Raw genomic sequence first — 19,386 nt, 5'->3', positions numbered from 1 at the left:
CTCGAGCCGACTCGCACGTCTGTTCGAGAATGGGGTTATGGTGGGGCGTGGGACAAGCAGGGTCGGTCAGGGGGTGTGAGCAGCGGGAGGTGCGGATGCCAGGCTTCACGCATCTGCACACCGCGTCCGGGTTCTCCATGCGGTACGGGGCCGCGCACCCGGAGCGGCTGGCGCAGCGGGCCGCCGAGCGCGGCATGGACGCGATCGCGCTGACCGACCGCGACAGCCTCGCCGGAGCGGTGCGGTTCGCCCGGGCGTGTGAGCGCGCGGGAGTGCGACCGCTCTTCGGGGTGGACCTTGCCGTACGGAGGGAGGACCCGGAGCCGGGGCGCACCGTTCGGCGCCGTACGCCGGTGCGCGGCGGGGCGTTCATCGACGAGTCCACGCCCCGGGCGGTCTTCCTCGCCCGGGACGGCGCGGCCGGCTGGGCCGCGCTGTGCGGGCTGGTCTCCGCCGCCCACGCGGGGCTCGCCCACTCCGGATCCGCCCGGACGCACGGCGACGGGCCGCCCCTGCTGCACTGGCGCGACCTGGTGAGCGACCCCGGCGCGCTCGCCCCGCTGACCGTGCTGCTCGGCCCGGACTCCGACGTCGGCCGGGCCCTGGCCGCCGGGCGCCCCGACCGGGCCGAGCGGCTGATCGCCCCCTGGCGTGAACTCTTCGGCCACGCGCTGCGGCTGGAAGCCGTATGGCACGGCCGCACCGGCACCGGCCCGGGCTCGCTGCGGCTTGCCGCCCGTACCGTCGGCTTCGCCGCCGACCAGGGCATCCCGGCCGTGCTGAGCAACGCCGCCCGCTACGCCGATCCGGGGGAGGGGCCGGTCGCCGACGTCCTGGACGCGGCCCGCCGGCTCGTTCCCATCGACCCGCGCACCCCCGGGGCGCTCGACAGCGGTGAGCGCTGGCTCAAGGGGCCCCGGGACATGGCGAAGGCGGCCGAGCGGATCGTGGAGGCGGCCGGGATGCGGCGGGACGCCGCGCACCGCCTGCTGGAGGAGACCCGGCGCACCGCCGCCGCGTGTCTGGTCGACCCCGAGGACCACATTGGCCTGGGCAGCGTCCACTTCCCCGAGCCCCGGCTGGTCGGGGCCGGGCGGCGGAGCGCCGAGCGGGTGCTGCGGTCGCGCTGCGCCGCCGCCATGGTGCTGCGGGGGTACGACCGGGACCGGGTGCGCTGGGAGCGGCTCGAGGACGAGCTGCGCACCATCGAACGGCTCGGCTACGCCTCGTACTTCCTCACCGTCGCGCAGGTCGTCGACGACACCCGGGAGCTCGGCATCCGGGTGGCCGCCCGTGGTTCCGGCGCCGGATCGTTCGTCAACCATCTGCTGGGCATCACCCACGCCGACCCCGTGGCCAACGGCCTGCTGATGGAGCGCTTCCTGTCGGTGCGGCGCGCCGCGCTGCCCGATATCGACATCGATGTGGAGTCCGCGCGCCGGCTCGACGTCTATCGCGCGATCTTCGAACGGTTCGGTTCGGAGCGGGTCGCGACCGTCTCGATGCCCGAGACCTACCGGGTGCGCCATGCCGTACGGGACGTGGGCGCGGCGCTCGGCATGGACCCGGCCGAGGTGGACCGGCTCGCCAAATCCTTCCCGCATATCCGCGCCCGCGATGCCCGCGCGGCGCTCGCGGAACTGCCCGAGCTGCGGGCGCTACGAGAAGCGACCGCCGAGCAGGAACGTTTCGGCAAGCTCTGGGAGCTGGTCGAGGCGCTCGACGGACTGCCCCGTGGCATCGCCATGCACCCCTGCGGCGTACTGCTCTCGGACGCCGGGCTGCTGGCCCGTACGCCCATCGTGCCGACCAGCGGCGAGGGCTTTCCCATGTCGCAGTTCGACAAGGACGACGTGGAAGAGCTCGGACTGCTCAAGCTCGATGTCCTCGGGGTGCGGATGCAGTCCGCGATGGCGCACGCGGTCGCGGAGATCCGGCGGACCACCGGGCGGGTCGTGGACATCGACGACCCCGGGCAGGTCCGGCCCGGCGATCCGGCCACCTACGACCTGATCCGCTCCACCGAGACACTCGGCTGCTTCCAGATCGAATCGCCCGGTCAGCGCGATCTCCTCGGCCGACTGCAGCCCACCTCCTTCCACGATCTCGTGGTCGACATATCGCTCTTCCGGCCGGGCCCGGTCGCCGCCGACATGGTCCGGCCCTTCATCGACGCCCGGCACGGCCGCAAGCCCGCGCGCTATCCGCATCCGGACCTGGAGGACGCGCTGCGCGAGACCCACGGGGTCGTGGTCTTCCATGAGCAGATCATCAAGATCGTGTCGATCATGACCGGATGTGAACGGGACCTCGCCGACGAGGCGCGGCGCGCGCTGTCCAACCCCGAGCGGCAGGGGCGGGTGCGGGCCTGGTTCCACGCGGAGGCGGAGAAGCGGGGTTACGCGCCGGAGGTGCGGCTGCGCACCTGGGAGATCGTCGAGGCGTTCGGCTCGTACGGCTTCTGCAAGGCGCATGCCGTCGCCTTCGCGGTCCCGACGTATCAGTCCGCCTGGCTCAAGGCGCACCATCCGGCCGCCTTCTACGCCGGGCTGCTCACCCATGACCCCGGGATGTACCCGAAGCGGCTGCTGCTGGCGGACGCGCGGCGGCGCGGAGTGCCGATCCTGCCGCTGGATGTGAACCGGTCGGGGGCCGCCTATCGAATCGAACTGACGTCTGGTGCTTCTCGTGACATCAGTAACAAGGAGGACAGGCGCGGCAAGGGGGATGGCCGCGGCAAGGGGGACATCGGTGTCCGGCTGGCGCTGAGCGATGTCCACGGCATCAGCGAGGCCGAGACCGAGCGGATCGCGGCCGGACAGCCCTACTCCTCGCTCCAGGACCTGTGGCTGCGCGCCCACCCCGGGCGGCCGGTCGCCGAACGGCTGGCCCAGGTCGGCGCGTTGGACGCGTTCGGCACCAGCCGCCGCGATCTGCTGCTGCAGATCGCCGAACTGCACCGGCAGCAGCGGGGCGCCGCCGCCCGGCATAACGCGGAGGGCCAGCTTCCGCTGGCCGAAACCGGCCCCGCCGCCCCCGCCGGGCTCCCCGACCTCGACGCGGACGAACGCCTCGGCGCCGAACTCGGCATCCTCGGCATGGACGTCTCCCGCCATCTGATGGGCGACCACCGGGACTTCCTGGAGGAGCTGGGCGCGATCCCCGCGAAGCGGCTGCGCGACGCGCCGCACGGGGAGGTCGTGCTCGTCGCCGGCGCCAAGGCCGCCACCCAGACCCCGCCGATCCGCTCGGGGCGCCGGGTCATCTTCACCACGCTCGACGACGGTACGGGGCTGGTCGACTGCGCCTTCTTCGACGACAGCCACGCGGCGTGCGCGCACACCGTCTTCCACTCCTGGCTGCTGCTCGTACGCGGCGTGGTCCAGCGGCGCGGCCCGCGCAGCCTCAGCGTCGTCGGCTCGGCCGTGTGGAACCTCGCCGAACTGGCCCAGCTCAGGAAGGAAGGCGGCCTCGAAGCGGTCGCCGCCGAACTGGCGGGGGCGGGCCCGGAGACGGCTGAAGCGGGCTCCGGTAGCGGCCGCGAGGCGGACTCCGGCCCTGGCCGCGACTCCGACTCCGGTCGCGACTCCGACTCCGGCCGCCGGATCGAGATGCCCACCGGTTACGCCATGCACCCCTGGGCCGACCTCCAGCCCGCGGGCGACCAGGCCGCCACCGGCCGCAAGCTGTGGCATGCGAGCCCGGGGAGCGCGGGATGATTTTCGGCCACAATTCCCTCCCGCCCCGCCCGCCGGGCACGCCCGCGCCGGGTGCTGTGACCGGGACGCGCCCGGCCGGGCCGGTGACCGTGGCCGGGGCGCCCGCGCCTAAGGGCCGCCAGCCCTGTCGTGTTTCCAGCGCCACCTCGCCCGGCCTCCTGGCCGAGGCGCGCTCGGGCGCGCCGGCGCCCGGGCGCGGGGTGGGTGCTGTGGGCGTGTCCGCCGCGCGACTGGCCGGTGTCGTCCCGCTTGGCGCTCGGGCCGACATGCGCCAGACGGCGTCGGCCGAGCCGACCGTGTCACGGGGGACGGCCGAAGCGGCGCCCGGTGCCGTGGCCGACGTGGCGTCCCCTGGCGGGTCTGCCGGACGCCCGGCCGGCGCCACCACGCCCGGGGGCGTGGCCGATGTGTGCTCGGGCGGTGGTGATGTGCACTCGGGCGGCGGTGAGGAGTTGAGCGGTGAGGTCGCTGAGGGGACGTCGGCCGGCAGCTCGGGCCGGGCCTCGGGTGGCGTCGGGGGAGCGACTGGAGAGGGGGAAGTGGCTGAGGATTCATCGGCCAGGCCCCGGGGCGGAGGCACGGACGGCGGAGGCCCGGGCGGCGGGGGTTCGGCTGAAGCGGTCGGAGGTTCGGCTGAGGCAGGGGCGGAGGGTCCGGGCAGTCCCGGTGGGGACGGCAACGCCTCGGACTCGGTTCGTGAGGGCGACGTGCCGCATGTGTTGTACGTGCGGTTCCATCCCGCGCCCGGGGAGGACGTCTACCAGGGCCTGCTCACCCTGCTCGGTGAGCTGACGCCCGTCGTCGAGGCGCTGCCGCCCGATGCCGCGTTCGCGGATGTGCGGGGTGCGCTGCGGTACTTCGGGCGGGACGCGGCGGGGCTGGCCGAGATCGTACGGGTCCGGGCGCTGGCCCGGTACGGCGTGGACTGCACCGTCGGCGTCGCCGCCAACCCCCTGCTCGCCCGCATGGCCGCCCAGGAGGCCCAGGAGCCCGGCGCCCCCGCTTCCAGGGGCGGCCGGTCCGGCGGCGGGTCCGGCGGCAGGTCCGGCCAAGCGGCCGGGTCCGTCCGTACCGTTCCCGGCGATCCGGACGCCGTCGCCGCGTTCCTGGCGCGCAAGCCGCCCATCGCCCTGCCCGGGGTGGGGCCCGCGACCGCGCGCACCCTGAGCGCGTACGGGCTGGACAGCGCCGCGCGGATCGCCGCCGCACCGCTGTCCACTCTGCAGCGGATCCTCGGCGCGGCGACCGCGCGCCGCGTCCACGCGTGGGCGCGCGGTATCGACCCGGCGCCGGTCACCCCGAACGCCCCCGCCCGTGCGATGGGCGCGGAACACCGCTTCCGTCACGACGAGTTGGACCCCGTCCGCAGGCGCCGGGCGCTGCTCACCCTCGCCGACGGGCTCGGTGTCCGGCTGCGGACGAGCGGGCAGGTCGCGGCCGCGATCAGCCTCACCGTCCGCTACGCCGACCGCTCCACGACCACCCGCTCCCGCACCCTGACCGAGCCGACCGCGCACACCCCGGCGCTGACCGCCGCCGCGTACGCGCTGCATGACGCGCTCGGGCTGCAGCGGGCCCGGGTGCGGTCCGTGGCGCTGCGCTTCGAGGGGCTGATGGACGCCGAACTCGCCTCCCATCAGCTCACGTTCGACCCCGCGGACGAGAAGTCACGCCGCCTGGAGGCCGCCGCCGACCGGGCCCGGGCCCGCTTCGGCATCTCCGCGATCCGGCCCGCCGGATTCCTCGACGTCGCGTAACCTCGCCAGCACCACGGATGTCGTGTAACCCCACCAGTTTCCTGGTTGTCACGTAACCCATCGGATTCCTGGACGTCACGTGAAAAGGGTGTAGACGTTCCTTCACCGGCAAATGGCTGGATGCCTTTGCTACTCGCGCGTAATTTCGATTGAGCGCACCACTTCTTGTGATCCGGATCGCAGGGCGCAGCGCAAGCGCACCGTCAGCGCGACTCTCTCCCCCACCAGCGAGGAGTTCATGTGATGCTGCCCCGGAGGCGTATCCGGCGATTCCGGAAGACCAAGCCCCGTACGTTATTGCCCGCCCTGGCCCTCGCGGTCGCGGCGACCGTGGCGACCCCCACCGCCGCGCTTGCCACGGACACCGCGTCGCAGGGGGTGAGCAGCGGCTGGAACGACTACTCCTGCAAGCCCTCGGCCCAACACCCGCGCCCCGTCGTCCTGGTGCACGGCACCCTCGGCAACTCCGTCGACAACTGGCTCGGCTTCGCGCCCTACCTGGTCAAGCGGGGTTACTGCGTCTTCTCCCTCGACTACGGCCAACTGCCCGCCGTGCCGTTCTTCCACGGTCTCGGGGCGGTCGACCAGTCCGCCAAGCAACTGTCCACCCATGTGGACCGGGTGCTCGCCGCCACCGGCGCCGCCAGGGTCGACATGGTCGGGCATTCGCAGGGCGGGATGATGCCCCGCTACTACCTCAAGTTCCTCGGTGGCGCGCCGAAGGTGAACGCCTTGGTCGGCATCGCCCCCACCAACCATGGCACCACCCTGTCCGGGCTGACGAAGCTGCTGGACTACTTCCCCGGGGTCGGCGATCTCATCGCCAAGGGCGCCCCGGGGCTGATGGACCAGGTGGTCGGCTCGGACTTCCTGCGGCGCCTCAACGAGGGCGGCGACACCGTCCCCGGAGTGCGCTACACCGTCATCGCGACCAAGTACGACGAGGTCGCGACCCCCTACCAGGCGCAGTTCCTCTCCGGTCCGAACGTCAAGAACGTGGTGATCCAGGATCTGTGCGCAACCGACATCTCGGAGCATCTGGCCATCGGCCTGACCGACGGGCTGGCCTTCCATGAGGCCGTCAATGCCCTCGATCCGGATCACGCCACCCCGACCACCTGCGCGTCGGACGACTGACGCCTGCCCGTCATGGCGCGCCCTGTCTCGGTCCGTACGAGCAGGGCGCGTCGCCCGTCGGGCTGGTCCGCCTCGCGCCGCGACCAGCCCGCCCTCGACCGCCCCGGCGACGAGCGGCCGTCGTCCGATTACTCGGCGACGAGCTCGACCTCGAGGTTGCCCTTCGTCGCCTTGGAGTACGGGCACACCTGGTGCGCCTGCTCGACCAGCTTGCGGCCGGTCTCGTTCTCCAGATCGCCCGGCAGCTCGACGCGCAGCGTCACCTTGAGCCCGAAGCCGCCGTCCGCCTCGTCCTTGCCGATGCCGACCTCGGCGGTGACGGAGATGTCCTTGGTGTCGACCTTGGCCTGGCGGCCGACGAGGCCGAGCGCGGACGCGAAACAGGCGGCGTAGCCCGCGGCGAAGAGCTGCTCGGGGTTGGTGCCCTGGCCGTTGCCGCCGAGGGCGGGCGGCATGGCGAGCGGCAGGTCGAGCTGTCCGTCGGAGCTCACGGCCCGGCCGTCGCGTCCGTTGGCAGTGGCCACCGCGGTGTAGATCGCGTCCATGAAGACCATCCCTTTCGTGTCAGGCAGTCGGGAGGTGGGCGCCCGGTGCGCCCTGCCTCCGGATGGAAGTACAGCACACAATTAAGTTGTGCACAACTAAAGGGTACGCTGGACACATGTCACACCAGCCCGACCGCACCACCACCGACACCGATCGCACCACCCCGGAGCCGCACCCCGCCGATGAACTGCTCCGGCTCGATCGGCAGCTCTGCTTCTCCCTGCACGCCGCCTCCCGCGCCTTCGACGGCCTCTACCGCCGGGTGCTGAGCGACACGGGCCTGACCTATCCGCAGTACCTGGCCATGCTGGTGCTCTGGGAGTACGGGGAGATGCCGGTCAAGCGGCTGGGGGAGTTCCTGCGGCTGGACTCGGGTACCCTCTCGCCGCTGCTCAAGCGGATGCAGACGGCCGGACTCGTCCAGCGCGAGCGCAGCGCACACGACGAGCGCTCGGTGACGGTCCGGCTGACGGCGGAGGGCGCGGCGCTGAAGGGGCGCGCCCAGGGCGTACCCCTGAAGGCGATCGAGGCCAGCGGCCTCGGCCTGGCGGAGGCGGTGGACCTGCAGGCCCGGGTGCAGCGGCTGACGGCGGCCCTCGACGCGGCGCTGGCCGACGAGGAGGCGTAGGCGGAGGAGAACGAGGCGGGGGAAACGAGGAGAGCCGGTCCCGGGGGTGGCGTCATCCTCCCCGGGACCGGCTCGCTTCGATCGGCCGCGGTGACGTTACGGCCTTAGCCGTATGACCTCAGCCGTGACGTACGGCCTCGGCGGCGACGTACGGCCTCGGCGGCGACGTGCGGCCTTAGTCGCCGTTACGGCCTACGGCCTCAGCCGCGGCCGCGGCGTACGGCCTTGCGGCGGTTGGCGGCGGCGAACAGCACGGCCGCGCCGGCGGCGAGGACCGCGGCGCCGCCGATGGCCATGGGGGCGGTGGATCCGTCGCCCCCGGTCTCGGCGAGACGCTGCCCGTCGGCGGCGCTGCCGTCCTGCGGTTCGTCGTTCGCGGCCATGACCTTGGCGCTCTTGGCCTCGGGCTGGTTCGCCTCCGTGCTCTTCTCGTCCGCAGCCTTCGGCTGGTGGTTGGCCTCGGTGCCGTCGTCACCGCCGTGGCCGTGGTGATCGACGGTCGACTTCTCGGCGCCCTCCGCTATCTGCGCGTCATTGGGCGCGGCGGCGGTGGGTGCGGAACTCGCGCTCGTCCCGGCCCCCTTGGTCGCCGCGGCTCCGGCTCCGGCTCCGCCGAAGGTCACGTCCGAGCAGGTGTAGAACGCTTCCGGGCTGTCCGAGCGCTGCCAGACGCTGTAGATCAGATGACGGCCCGACTTGTTGGGGACGTTCCCCGTGAAGACGTAACTCCCGTCCTTCAGCGTGGGATCGGTGACCTTGGCGAACGGCTCCGACTCCAGGTCCGCCCAGGTCAGCGGCTTCGTCGGGTCGTAGCCGTCCTTGGTGACGTACAGCTCGAAGCTGCCCCGGTGGGGCGCGGTGGCCCGGTAGGCGAAGGTGTGCTCGCCGGCCGTCATGGCGGTGGCCGGCCAGTCGGCGCGCGGCAGGTCCAGGCCCTTGTACTTGTCGCGGCCCGCGCTGCACAGCTTTCCGTCCGGGATGATCTCCTTGTGGCGCCCGGCGGCGTCCGGGATGTTGACCTCGTTCCAGTCGTAGAGCGCCTGGGTGCCGCCCGCCTGGACGGCCGCCTTGCAGGCCGCCGAGTCCGGGCTCTCCGGCCCCTCCGCGAAACACGCCGACACCCGGCTGACCGGGTCCTGCATCGAACCGTGCGCGGCGGCCGGGTCGGCGGTCAGCGCGGTGAGGGCGAGCGGCACCACGCCGAGTACGGCGAGCCGGGCGGTTCTGCGGTGAGCGGTCGCACGAGCGGTCATCGTCGGAGGCTCCTTCGGTGGGGGGACGCGCTGGGAGGTCAGCGGTTGGGGTGTCGCGGTTGGGGGTGATGCTGTTGGGGGTGATGCGGTTGGGGGGTGACGCGCAGCACGCTAGCCCCGCCCAACGGCTCCGCCGCCGGTCTTATGGCGCCGTTAAGGAGCAGCTCAGGCGGAGCTGAGGATGGGCCCGTCCCGGGGGTTGGGAACTGCTGCTGGTTGACCGCGCTGGGCGCGTTCTGGTGTGCACGACCGCGTGTCGACGACTTGCGACCTCGGAAGGGAACGGGGGTTTCTGTGTCGAATGCGTGACCTGCGCGGGAGGTGCTCGTTAGATGCCGTGACGGGATCTTTGAGCCGTGCAGGGGGCGGGGATGGGTGGGCTGCGTAGGGTGGCGGCGCCGTTCGTGGCGCCCGGTCCGACCGGGGTGGCCATCCGCGACAGCCTCAAGGGCCTGACCGGGCAGGACCAGAGGATCCTGTGCCTGGTCGGTGGTCTGCTGGGCTCTCTGGCTTCCCGGGACCTGAAGGCCCGCTGCGCGGCCGGGCTGGATCGCGATTCGAAGCAGTGGGCGCGGCGCAAGCGGGTCTTGACCGGCCAGTCCTCCTCACGCTGGGCGGGCAGCATCACCAAGGCCACGCACGACCAGTGGGCGCTGGCCCGACGCGGTCAGCTTGCCTGCATCCAGCACCTCCAGGTGAGCATCGACATGATCGCGTCCCGGCTGTCGCTGCCGGTCGGGGCGAAGGGTTCCAAGGGCTCGCCGGGTGGTTACCGTTCCCGGCAGGAGTGGTTCGCCAAATCCCGGCGCCTGCACCTGCTCCAAGACCGGCTTGAGCGGGAGCGGGCCGACTGTGAAGCAGGACGCGTGCGGGTGGTGCGCGGCGGAAGGAAGCTGCTGCGTAACCGGCACAACCTCCAAGCCACCCGGCTGACCGAGGCCCAGTGGCGTGTGCGGTGGGAGGCTGAGCGCTGGTTCCTCCAGGCCGACGGCGAATCGGGGAAGCGATACGGGAACGAGACGATCCGTGTCGCCCCGGACGGCGAGGTGAGCATCAAGCTCCCGGCGCCGCTGGCCGGGCTGGCCAACGCACCCCATGGCCGGTATGTGCTGGCCTGCCGGATCGGCTTCCGGCACCGGGGCCAGCAGTGGGCCGACCGCGTCCAGGCGAACCGTGCCGTGGCGTACCGCATCCACTTTGATGTGAAACGTGACCGCTGGTACCTGACCGCCTCCTGGCAGATCCAGCCAGCCAGGATGGCGCCGTTGGAGGCGGTGCGGTCCGGCGGACTGATCGGTGTGGACACCAACGCCGACCACCTGGCCGCCTGGCGCCTGGATGCCCACGGCAACCCCGTCGGCGAGCCCCGCAGGTTCGACTACGACCTCACCGGCAGCGCACCGCACCGGGACGCGCAGGTGCGACATGCCCTCATCCGCCTCCTGCGCTGGGCCAAACGCCATCGGCTGGCCATCGCGGTCGAGGACCTGGACTTCCAGTGGGAGAAGACCCGGGAGAAGCACGGGCGGCGCAAGCGGTTCCGCCGGCTGATCTCCAGCATGCCAACCGCGAAGCTGCGCAGCAGGCTGGTGTCCATGGCCGCCGAGCTCGGCATCGCCGTCGTGGCCGTCGATCCCGCCTACACCAGTCGCTGGGGCGCCCAGCACTGGCAGCGGCCCCTGACCACGAAGACTCGCAAGATCACGCGCCACGACGCTGCCGCCGTGGCAATCGGACGGCGCGCCCTGGGACGCCCGATCCGGCGACGGACGCAACCGCCCCCACCGCACCGGAGCGATGCGGTGGGGCATCGGACCGTCCAGGCCGCATCGGGTATCCCGGGACGTGAGGAAACCCGCCCCCGCATTCCCGGACCACGGACACGATCCGTCGGCGCCGGACGTGGAGCGAAAGCGGGGGACCAGCGTGCCCACAACCGTTCGGGGCACACGGCTGAGCACAAGTCCTGGCACCAGGACTCACTCCCGCTCAGTCCCTAGGAACGGTGACACATATGACCGCAACGAACTCTTCCGGTGGCTCCCGTGGCGCCGCCCGCGCCTCGGCCCGTGAGCTGATCGAGGCCATCGTCGACCCCGGAAGCTGGCACGGCTGGGACGAACCGGTGGAGATCACCACGGACGACCCCGACTACCGGGCCGACCTGGAACGGGCACGGGAGCGCACCGGGCTGGACGAGTCGGTCATCACCGGTGAGGGCCGTATCGAGGGGCGCAGGGTGGCGCTGGTCGCCTGCGAGTTCCGCTTCCTGGCCGGTTCGATAGGGGTCGCCGCGGGGGAGCGGCTGGTACGTGCCGTGGAGCGGGCCACGGTGGAACGGCTGCCCCTGCTCGCGGCCCCGGCGTCGGGCGGCACCCGGATGCAGGAGGGCACGGTCGCGTTTCTGCAGATGGTGAAGGTGGCCGCGGCGATCACCGATCACAAGGCCGCGGGCCTGCCGTATCTCGTCCACCTCCGCCACCCCACGACCGGCGGCGTCCTCGCCTCCTGGGGCTCCCTCGGCCATGTCACCGCCGCCGAGCCGGGCGCCCTGATCGGCTTCATGGGCCCGCGGGTGCACGAGGCCCTGTACGGGGAGGAGTTTCCGCCCGGCGTGCAGAACGCCGAGAACCTGATGAACCACGGCCTGATCGACGCGGTCCTCCCGCTGAGTCGCCTGTCGGGCGTGGCGGCACGGGTGCTGCGGGTTCTCTGCGCAGGTGGGCCCGCCCCGGTCTCGGGCCCTGAGACGGAACGGGCCGATGCGGCCCCCGACGGCGCGGGGCCGGAGGCCGTTGTGCCGTCTGCGGAGGTGTCGATACGGGCTTCGCGGCGGGCTGAGCGGCCCGGGGTGCGGGATCTGTTGCGGGTTGCCGCCGAGGATGTGAGTCCGCTCAGCGGTACGGGGGCCGGGGAGCACGATCCCGGGTTGTTGCTCGCGCTCGCCCGGGTCGGCGGGACGCCCTGCGTCGTCCTCGGCCACAACCGGCGCAGTGCCCGCGAAGGCGATACGGCCGAGGGGCCGGGGGAGGGGCAGGCGCTGGGCCCGGCGGGGCTGCGGACCGCGCGGCGCGGGATGCACATCGCCGCCGAGCTCGGGCTGCCGCTGCTCACCGTCATCGACACCGCGGGCGCCGCGCTCAGCCGTGAGGCCGAGGAGGGCGGGCTCGCGGCGGAGATAGCGCGGTGCCTCGCCGACATGGTGACCCTGCCCGCGCCCACCCTCTGTCTGCTGCTCGGCCAGGGCGCCGGCGGCGCGGCGCTCGCGCTGCTGCCCGCCGACCGGGTCGTGGCCGCGCGCCACGCCTGGCTGTCGCCGCTGCCGCCGGAGGGCGCGTCCGCGATCCTCCACCGCACGACGGAGCGGGCGTACGAGGTCGCCGCCCGCCAGGGCGTACGCTCCGCCGACCTTCTCGCCCAGGGCATCGTCGACCGCATCGTGGAGGAGGACTCCTCCGGCTTCGGGGACGGCTCCCGGGCTCCTGACGCCTTTCTCAGCCGTCTCGGTCATCTCCTCGGCGCCGAACTCGCCGCCCTCCGCGCCCAGGACCCGGGCGAGCGGCTCGCGGCGCGTCGCGTTCGTCATCGCCGGATCGGGCTGGGCCGTTGACGCACACCGATGACGGTTGTTGACGGCTAATCAGGGCCAAACGGGCGGACCGGCACGCTGAATTAGCGGTCTTAGGCATGCCTAACCTAATCTCGGGCCGTGAACGAGAATGATCTCGACGCGGCGTCACGGCCGTCCTCTTCCCCTGCCCTCGGGAGCTCCTCGGCCGCCCCGCCGCCGCCTCGGCTGCACCTCCTGGCCCTCAACCCCACCGACTCCGTCACCGAGGGCTTCCTCCCCGCGGCGGCCCGGCTCGGCCTGGCGGTCACCCTGCTCACCGACCAGCCCGAGGCCCATGAACGCGCCTACGGACGACAGGACCACGCGTTCCCCGCGCTCGACATCGTCCCCTGCGACGTACGGGACTTCGCCGAGGTCATCAGCCGTATCGCCGCCGACGGCCGCCCCCGCGCCGTCTTCACCAACAGTGACCACCTCCAGACCCAGGCCGCCCTCGCCGCCGAGTACTTCGGCCTCCCGGGCAAGGACTGGCGCGCCGCGCTGCGCACCAAGAACAAGGCCGAGCTGCGCCGCGCCCTCGCCGCCGCGGGCCCGGACGCCGCCGACCCCGCCTGGTCCTCCGACCCCGCCTGGTCCTCCGCCCCCGCCTGGTCCTCCGCCCCCGTCTGGTCCGCCGAACTCGCCACCGGACAGGAACCCGCCACCCTCGCCGGACTCGACGCGCCCTACCCCTGCGTGGTCAAACCGCGCGAGGGCGTGGCCAGCGAGGACGTCGTCCTCGTCGCCGACGCCGACGAACTCGTCCGGCGCTGCGTCGAGATACGGGCCCGGCGGCCCGGAGCCGCCCTGGTCGTCGAGGAGTTCCTGGACGGCGAGCTGCGCACCCTCGAAACCCTCGGCGACGGCCGCACCCTGCATGTCCTCGGCGGCTTCCGCACCGAGCTCTCGCCGCCCCCGCACTTCATCGAGGAACGGCTGCACCTGCTGCCCGCCCCACCCCCGCAGCCGCACACCGATCAGGTGCTGGCGCAACTGCGCGCGCTGGGCGTCGGCTTCGGTGTGTGCCACACCGAGTACGTCGTCCAGGGTGACCGGGCCCGCCTCATCGAGGTCAACTACCGTGCCATAGGCGACCAGTGCGACCTCGTCCTCGCCGAACTCCTCGGCATCCCCCTTTTCGAGTACATCCTCCGTACGCACCTGGGCGAGCCGCTGCCGGACGACCTCGGCGCGCGCACCGACGGCAGGGTTCGCATGGAGTACGTCCTGGCCGACCGCGCCGGGCGGCTCGCCTCCGCCCCTCCGGCGAGCGTGACCGAGCGTGACGGCGTACGACTGGACTACCGGCCGCTGCGCGGGGTCGGCGAGGAACACCCGCTCCACCGCACCAATCGAGACTTCCTCGGCGTGCTCCGGGCCACCGGCACCGACCAGGGGCGGATCGACGCGGCGGTGGCGCAGTTCCTCGCGGCCCACCGATGGGAGATCGTGTGACAGAGGAAGCGGAGCTTCTCGGACGGGTGCTCGACACGCTCCTCCGAGAGGACGCCTACAAGCTGCGCAGCCGCGCCACCCCGGAACGGCGCGCCGACGGCGACTGGCTGCGCATCGCGCTCGAGGGGGGCGAAAGCGTGCTGCTGCCGGTGGAACCCGAGGGCTTCCAGTGCGATATCCGCGCCCGTCGTCGGCCCCTGCTATGCGCTCCCGCGACTGCCGAATGGGCCCCGGCTGATCGGGCCGATGCCGAGCCGGGCGCTGCCGAACGGACTTCCGCAGAGTCGGTCGATGCCGAATGGGCTCCCGCTGAGCCTGTCGCTGCCGAATGGGCCCCGGCTGAATGGGCTGACGCCGAACCGGCCCCCGCCGAGCAGCCGTCCGCGCTCGGCCCGGCCGACGGGTCCGGGGGCCGCACCCCCGGAGCGCCCAGCACTGCGCAAGAAGCAGACGAGCCCAGGGCCCCAGGCACCCCAGGCGCCCCGGGCGCCCCGGAGGCCCAAGCCGGTCGTCCACCCCACACCATGCTCACCGGCCTCGCCCCCGTCCTCGGGCGGCTGCGGGCCGCCGTGCCGGAGGAGGACCGGCCGCTGTACGACGTCTTCGTGACCGAGTGCCGACAGGCCCTCGACGCCATGCGGCTGCACACCCGCATCCGGCCCGGCGTCGTCGCCGAGCTGGCCGCGCGCCACGGCGAGGGGCGGTGGACGGGGATGCCCGGGGCGGTCGCGTACGACACGCTCGCCGCCTTCCGGGACCACCCGGTCTACCCGACCAGCCGGGGCCGGGCCGTCTTCACCGAGGACCAATTACGCGCCCACGCACCCGAGTTCCACCCCACCTTCCCGTTGCGCTGGCTCGTCCTACCCCGCGAGGCGGTGGGCGGTGACCCGGCGCGGCTGCCCGACTGGTGGCCGACGCCCGCTCAGCTCGGCCTCGGAAGCGGGCGGCCCTCCGACGAGGGGCGGCTGGCCTTCCCCGTGCATCCGCTCACCGTCGGCCGCCCGCTGGAGGCCGCGCTGCGCGCGGCCGGGCTCGACGGCGAGGCCCGGCTCGCCGACCGCCCCCTGCTGGACGTACGGCCCACCCTCTCCATGCGGACCGTGGCCGTCGCCGACGACCCTCTCGTCCATCTCAAACTGCCGCTCACCACCTCCACGCTGGGGATGCGCAACCGGCGGTCGGTCAAACCCGGCACGCTGATCGACGGCGAGGTGGCGCAGCGCCTGGTGGAGGCGGTGATCGCGCGCGAGCCGCGATTCGGCGCGACCGTGCTGCTCGCCGACGAGACCACCCACCTCCACGCCGGACACGAGCTGCTGGCCACGCTCGTACGCCGCTACCCGCCCGGTCTTGAGAACGCCACCATCGTGCCGCTGGCCGGGCTGCTCGCCCCCGCCCCGGACGGCACGCTCGTCATCGACGGGCTCGCCGAGCGCCACTACGGCGGGGACGTCCTCGCCCTGCTCGACGACTACCTCACCCTGCTGTTCGACTTCCACACCACACTCTTCGCGTACGGCATCGCGCTGGAGTCCCATCAGCAGAACATCTCGCTGGTCTTCGAGGGCGGCGGCGGAGGGGGCGGCGGAGGCGGCGGTGACAATGCCGGTGCCGTGCCCCGGCTGCGGCTGCTCATCAAGGACCACGACGGCCCCCGCGTCCACGCGATACGGCTCGCCGCCATGGTCGGCGGCGGACCGGCCGCCGACCTGTGCGGATTCGACGACCGCAGAATCCTGACGTCCGGCGACGGGCCGGTGGCCGATGTGTTCACCACCATCACCGTCCATCTGTGCGCCGCCGCCCCCGTCTTCGAGCTCGCGCGCCTCGGCCGGGCCTCGCTCGACACCCTGCTGCGGCGGCTGCGCGACCGGCTCACCGACGCCGTCGACCGGCTCGCCGTCACCCGGCCCGGTGCCGCCGCCGCGCTGCTGCGGCGGCGGGTGCTGGACGCGGATCGGCTGCCGGTCAAGGCGATGGTCACCGCCGGCACCTTGTTCACCAAGGAGCGCTCGGGCGCCGCGGACATCAACAAGCACTACGTCACCGGGCCCAACTATCTGCTGCGGGGAAGCGGCAGATGACCGCCGCGCCCCTCTTGCCGTTACCGCCAAGCCCCTCCTGCCCCTCTCCCCTCCGCACCCGCTGGAGCCGCCCCATGCCCATGACCTCCTCGCCCGCCACGACCGTGGCCTCCGCCGACCACGCCACCGCCCACACCCTGCTCAACTGTCTGCTCCGCGAGGTGTCGGGACCGGAGCATCAGACCGTCGTGGCCGATGGGTGGCTGCGGCTGAGGCTGCCGCGCTGCGGGGTGCTGTTGCGCGTCGGGCTGCGGCGCACCTCCCTCATCGGGGCGCACCGCTTCACCGGGCCGGTCAGCGAGCAGCGCGAGGGCGGCTGGACCGAGGTGTCCTGGCGCGAGTTGGCCGAGCGCATCCGCCGGGAGCTGCAACTGCGCACGGGGGTGCGCAACGATGAGTTCCTGGACCAGGTCGCCTCCAGCCACGCGGGCATGACGGCGGCCTTGGCGGCTCTGGAGGGCCGGGAAGCTCTGGAGGACCGGGACACACCACCCGTGAGCGGTGGCGCCCCGGACCCCTACCTCGCCTCCGAGCAGTCCCTGCTCTTCGGCCACCGCTTCCACCCCACCCCCAAGGCCCGCACCGGCAGCGCCGACTCCTGGGCGCGGTTCGCCCCCGAGGCCGGGGCGCGCTTCCCGCTGCACCACCTCGCCGTACGCCAGGAGTACTTACGCGAGGAGTACGTACGCGAGGAGTACGTCGGTCAGGAGCACGTCCGCGAGGAGTACGTCCGCGAGGAGTACGTCGGCCAGGAGTACGTCCGCGAGGAGTACGTCGGCCAGGAACGCGGAGCCCTCGCCGCGCTCGACCGGCAGGGCGCCGTCCCCGAGGGCTACCGGCTGCTGCCCGCGCACCCCTGGCAGTACGCGATGCTGCGCGAGCACCGTCTGCTGCGGGCGGCCATCGCCCGGGGCGAGGTGCTGGACCTCGGGCCGGGCGGCGCGGAGTTCGCGCCGACCGCGTCGGTCCGTACGCTCTACGACGGCCGGGACTTCCTCAAGTTCAGCCTCAATGTGCGGATCACCAACTGTCTGCGCAAGAACGCCGACTACGAGCTGTCCGGCGCCGTCGCCCTGACCCGGCTGCTGGAGCCGGTCGCCGCCGATCTCGCCGCCCGCTTCCCCGGCTGTGAGCTGCTGCGCGAACCCGCCTACCGGACACTGGACCTCGGCGGTGACCAGCAGCTCATCGAGGGCTTCGGGGTGATCGTCCGCGAGGGGCTGGCCGCCCGGCTGCGGCCGGGGCTGACCGCGCTGCTCGCGGCGGCCGTCGCCGATGAGTACCCGACCAGCGGCGCCCAGATCTCCCGCCTCCTCCCCGATGTCGGCCCCGACCGGCTCTCCGCGTGGTGGCAGGCGTATCTCAACCTTCTCGTACCACCCGTGCTGGCCGCCTACTTCGATCACGGCGTGGTCCTCGAACCCCACCTCCAGAACGTCGTCATCGGTGTCGACCCCGCCGACGGCACCCCCCAGCAGGTGCTCTTCCGGGATCTGGAGGGCACCAAGCTGGTGCCCGAGCGCCACGCCGCCGCGCTCGCCGCGCTGCCCGAGGCGGTGGCCCGCCCGCTGACGTACGAGCGTGAGCGCGGCTGGGACCGGGTGGTGTACTGCCTGCTGGTCAACCACATCGCCGAGATGGTGGCCGCCCTCGCCGACCGCTGTCCGCGTCTGGAGCCCGCGCTGTGGTCGGCGGTCCGCCGGGTGCTGTGCGAGCGCTCGGCGGCCCATGACCACCCGCCCGCGCTGCGCGCCCTCGTGGCGGGCGTGCCGCTGCCCGCCAAGGCCAACCTCCTGACCCGCTGGGCTCGTCGGGCCGACCGCCACGCGGGCTATGTCCGCATCGCCAGCCCGCTCGCCTCCGCCCTGCTGTCCGAGGCGGCGCACGTGTCGGAAGCGGCCCATGTGTCCGAAGAAGCCCACGTCATCCACCACCCCGGGAGCAGCCGTTGATCACCCCTGCCGTCCGTACCCTCGCCACGGAGCTGACCGGCGACGACCTTCCCGCCTACGTCTACGACCTGACCGCGCTCCGCGCCCACGCGCGGGCCGTACGGGACGCGCTGCCGCCGGGCCTCGAGCTCTACTACGCCGCGAAGGCCAACCCGGCGCCCGCCATCCTCCAGGCGCTCGCGCCCCACGTCACCGGCTACGAGGTCGCCTCCGGCGGCGAGGTGGAGCATGTCCGCGCGGCCGTGCCCGGGGCGCCGCTGGCCTTCGGCGGGCCGGGCAAGACCGAGGGGGAGCTGCGGCGGGCGCTGACGCTGGGCGTGGAGCGGTTCCATGTGGAGAGCGAGCAGGAGCTGCGGCTGCTGGCCGGGGCGGCGGAGGACGCGGGGATTCCGGCCGTGGACGTCCTCCTGCGCGTCAATCTCCCGGTGGCCGGTGACGAGCTGGGCGGCGCGGCGCTCGCCATGGGGGGCCGCCCGAGCCCCTTCGGCCTCGACCCCGAGGCCGTGGAGCGCTGCCTTCCGCTGTTCGCCGAGGCGAGCCCTGGCGGCGGCCCCCTCCGGCTGCCGGGCGGCGGCCCCCTCCGGCTGAGGGGCATCCATGCCCATCTCGCCAGCGGCCTCGACGCCCCCGCCCAGGTCGCCGTCGCCGCCGCGATCGCCGACTGGGCGGCGAAGCTGTCCGAACGCCACGGGCTGGGCCTCACCGAGGTGAACGTCGGCGGCGGGATGGGCGTGGACTACGCCCATCCCGACCGCCGCTTCGACTGGGCCGCCTACGGCAAGGGCATGGCGGACCTCGCCCTCCGCCACCCCGGCCGCACCCTGCGGATCGAGCCCGGCCGGGCGCTGACCGTCCACTGCGGCTGGTACGTCACCGAGGTGCTGGACATCAAGCACAGCGGCGGTGAGGCGTTCGCGGTGCTGCGCGGCGGCACCCACCACCTCCGCACCCCCGCCACCAAACAGCACGACCAGCCCTTCCAGGTGCTCCCTATGGAGACCGGGGACACCTGGACCCGGCCCTGGGGCCGCCCGGCGGTACGGGCGGAGCCGGTCACGCTGGTCGGCCAGCTCTGCACTCCCAAGGACGTGCTGGCCCGCCGAATCCCGGTCCCGGAGCTACGGGTGGGGGACCGCGTCGCCTTCGCGATGGCGGGTGCGTACGCGTGGAACATCTCGCACCACGACTTCCTGATGCACCCCCGGCCGGGCTTCCACTACCTGGAGGAATGAGGGCGGATGG

12 protein-coding genes are annotated in these 19,386 nt (G+C 73.1%); 10 read left to right on the top strand and 2 right to left on the bottom strand.

Going from position 1 to position 19,386, the window contains the following annotated elements; translation table 11 throughout:
* The first annotated feature begins 95 nt into the window (after positions 1-95).
* From dnaE to CGL27_RS12755, 3 genes are all read left to right on the top strand, one after another.
* The gene (gene dnaE / locus CGL27_RS12765; protein ID WP_119986691.1) at positions 96-3,719 is read left to right on the top strand and encodes a DNA polymerase III subunit alpha; all 3,624 of its coding nucleotides are present in this window, start codon (positions 96-98) and stop codon (positions 3,717-3,719) included.
* 707 nt (positions 3,720-4,426) lie between these two features.
* Positions 4,427-5,476, top strand: a complete 1,050-nt coding sequence (locus CGL27_RS12760) for a helix-hairpin-helix domain-containing protein (protein WP_119986690.1) — start codon at positions 4,427-4,429, stop codon at positions 5,474-5,476.
* Between the two features lie 243 nt (positions 5,477-5,719).
* Positions 5,720-6,613 carry an alpha/beta fold hydrolase gene (locus CGL27_RS12755; protein WP_119986688.1) on the top strand — a complete coding sequence of 298 codons (894 nt, stop codon included), beginning with the start codon at positions 5,720-5,722 and terminating at the stop codon, positions 6,611-6,613.
* Positions 6,614-6,741: 128 nt separating this feature from the next.
* On the opposite strand, the gene CGL27_RS12745 is transcribed toward CGL27_RS12755, so the two are convergent.
* The gene (locus tag CGL27_RS12745) at positions 6,742-7,158 is read right to left on the bottom strand and encodes an organic hydroperoxide resistance protein (protein WP_078647314.1); all 417 of its coding nucleotides are present in this window, start codon (positions 7,156-7,158) and stop codon (positions 6,742-6,744) included.
* A 116-nt stretch (positions 7,159-7,274) separates the two neighbouring features.
* Here CGL27_RS12745 and CGL27_RS12740 point away from each other — a divergent pair, with 116 nt between their 5' ends.
* On the top strand, positions 7,275-7,787 hold the full coding sequence (locus CGL27_RS12740; protein ID WP_078640650.1) for a MarR family transcriptional regulator: 513 nt from the start codon (positions 7,275-7,277) through the stop codon (positions 7,785-7,787).
* Positions 7,788-7,987: 200 nt separating this feature from the next.
* Here CGL27_RS12740 and CGL27_RS12735 read toward each other — a convergent pair whose 3' ends face one another.
* Positions 7,988-9,040, bottom strand: a complete 1,053-nt coding sequence (locus tag CGL27_RS12735; protein WP_119986686.1) for a lytic polysaccharide monooxygenase — start codon at positions 9,038-9,040, stop codon at positions 7,988-7,990.
* Positions 9,041-9,411: 371 nt separating this feature from the next.
* On the opposite strand from CGL27_RS12735, the gene CGL27_RS12730 reads away from it, so the two are divergent.
* From CGL27_RS12730 to CGL27_RS12705, 6 genes are all read left to right on the top strand, one after another.
* Positions 9,412-11,040, top strand: coding sequence for an IS200/IS605 family accessory protein TnpB-related protein (locus tag CGL27_RS12730; RefSeq protein ID WP_119986684.1), 1,629 nt, complete (start codon positions 9,412-9,414; stop codon positions 11,038-11,040).
* 14 nt (positions 11,041-11,054) lie between these two features.
* A complete protein-coding gene (locus tag CGL27_RS12725; protein ID WP_119986682.1) occupies positions 11,055-12,650 on the top strand; it encodes a carboxyl transferase domain-containing protein in 1,596 nt (531 codons plus the stop codon).
* A 186-nt stretch (positions 12,651-12,836) separates the two neighbouring features.
* On the top strand, positions 12,837-14,105 hold the full coding sequence (locus CGL27_RS12720; protein ID WP_119994367.1) for an ATP-grasp domain-containing protein: 1,269 nt from the start codon (positions 12,837-12,839) through the stop codon (positions 14,103-14,105).
* Positions 14,102-16,192 carry an IucA/IucC family protein gene (locus tag CGL27_RS12715; RefSeq protein WP_119986680.1) on the top strand — a complete coding sequence of 697 codons (2,091 nt, stop codon included), beginning with the start codon at positions 14,102-14,104 and terminating at the stop codon, positions 16,190-16,192. Before CGL27_RS12720 ends, CGL27_RS12715 begins: the two co-directional genes overlap by 4 nt.
* A gap of 74 nt (positions 16,193-16,266) precedes the next feature.
* The gene (locus CGL27_RS12710; protein ID WP_119986678.1) at positions 16,267-18,144 is read left to right on the top strand and encodes an IucA/IucC family protein; all 1,878 of its coding nucleotides are present in this window, start codon (positions 16,267-16,269) and stop codon (positions 18,142-18,144) included.
* Positions 18,141-19,376 carry a type III PLP-dependent enzyme gene (locus tag CGL27_RS12705; protein WP_119986676.1) on the top strand — a complete coding sequence of 412 codons (1,236 nt, stop codon included), beginning with the start codon at positions 18,141-18,143 and terminating at the stop codon, positions 19,374-19,376. The genes CGL27_RS12710 and CGL27_RS12705 overlap by 4 nt, the downstream gene beginning before the upstream one ends.
* Positions 19,377-19,386 lie beyond the last annotated feature (10 nt).

The organism is Streptomyces sp. 11-1-2 (genome assembly GCF_003595545.1).
Taxonomy (GTDB): Bacteria; Actinomycetota; Actinomycetes; order Streptomycetales; family Streptomycetaceae; genus Streptomyces; species Streptomyces hygroscopicus_B.
This window is presented reverse-complemented; position numbering and strand designations above follow the sequence as displayed.

What these genes read in the sequence shown, in the direction of transcription:
- CGL27_RS12740 (WP_078640650.1), top strand. Translation starts at nt 7,275, where the DNA reads ATGTCACACCAGCCCGACCGCACCACCACCGACACCGATCGCACCACC.
- CGL27_RS12755 (WP_119986688.1), top strand. Translation starts at nt 5,720, where the DNA reads ATGCTGCCCCGGAGGCGTATCCGGCGATTCCGGAAGACCAAGCCCCGT.
- CGL27_RS12735 (WP_119986686.1), bottom strand. Translation starts at nt 9,040, where the DNA reads ATGACCGCTCGTGCGACCGCTCACCGCAGAACCGCCCGGCTCGCCGTA.
- CGL27_RS12745 (WP_078647314.1), bottom strand. Translation starts at nt 7,158, where the DNA reads ATGGACGCGATCTACACCGCGGTGGCCACTGCCAACGGACGCGACGGC.
- dnaE (WP_119986691.1), top strand. Translation starts at nt 96, where the DNA reads ATGCCAGGCTTCACGCATCTGCACACCGCGTCCGGGTTCTCCATGCGG.
- CGL27_RS12725 (WP_119986682.1), top strand. Translation starts at nt 11,055, where the DNA reads ATGACCGCAACGAACTCTTCCGGTGGCTCCCGTGGCGCCGCCCGCGCC.
- CGL27_RS12710 (WP_119986678.1), top strand. Translation starts at nt 16,267, where the DNA reads ATGCCCATGACCTCCTCGCCCGCCACGACCGTGGCCTCCGCCGACCAC.
- CGL27_RS12730 (WP_119986684.1), top strand. Translation starts at nt 9,412, where the DNA reads ATGGGTGGGCTGCGTAGGGTGGCGGCGCCGTTCGTGGCGCCCGGTCCG.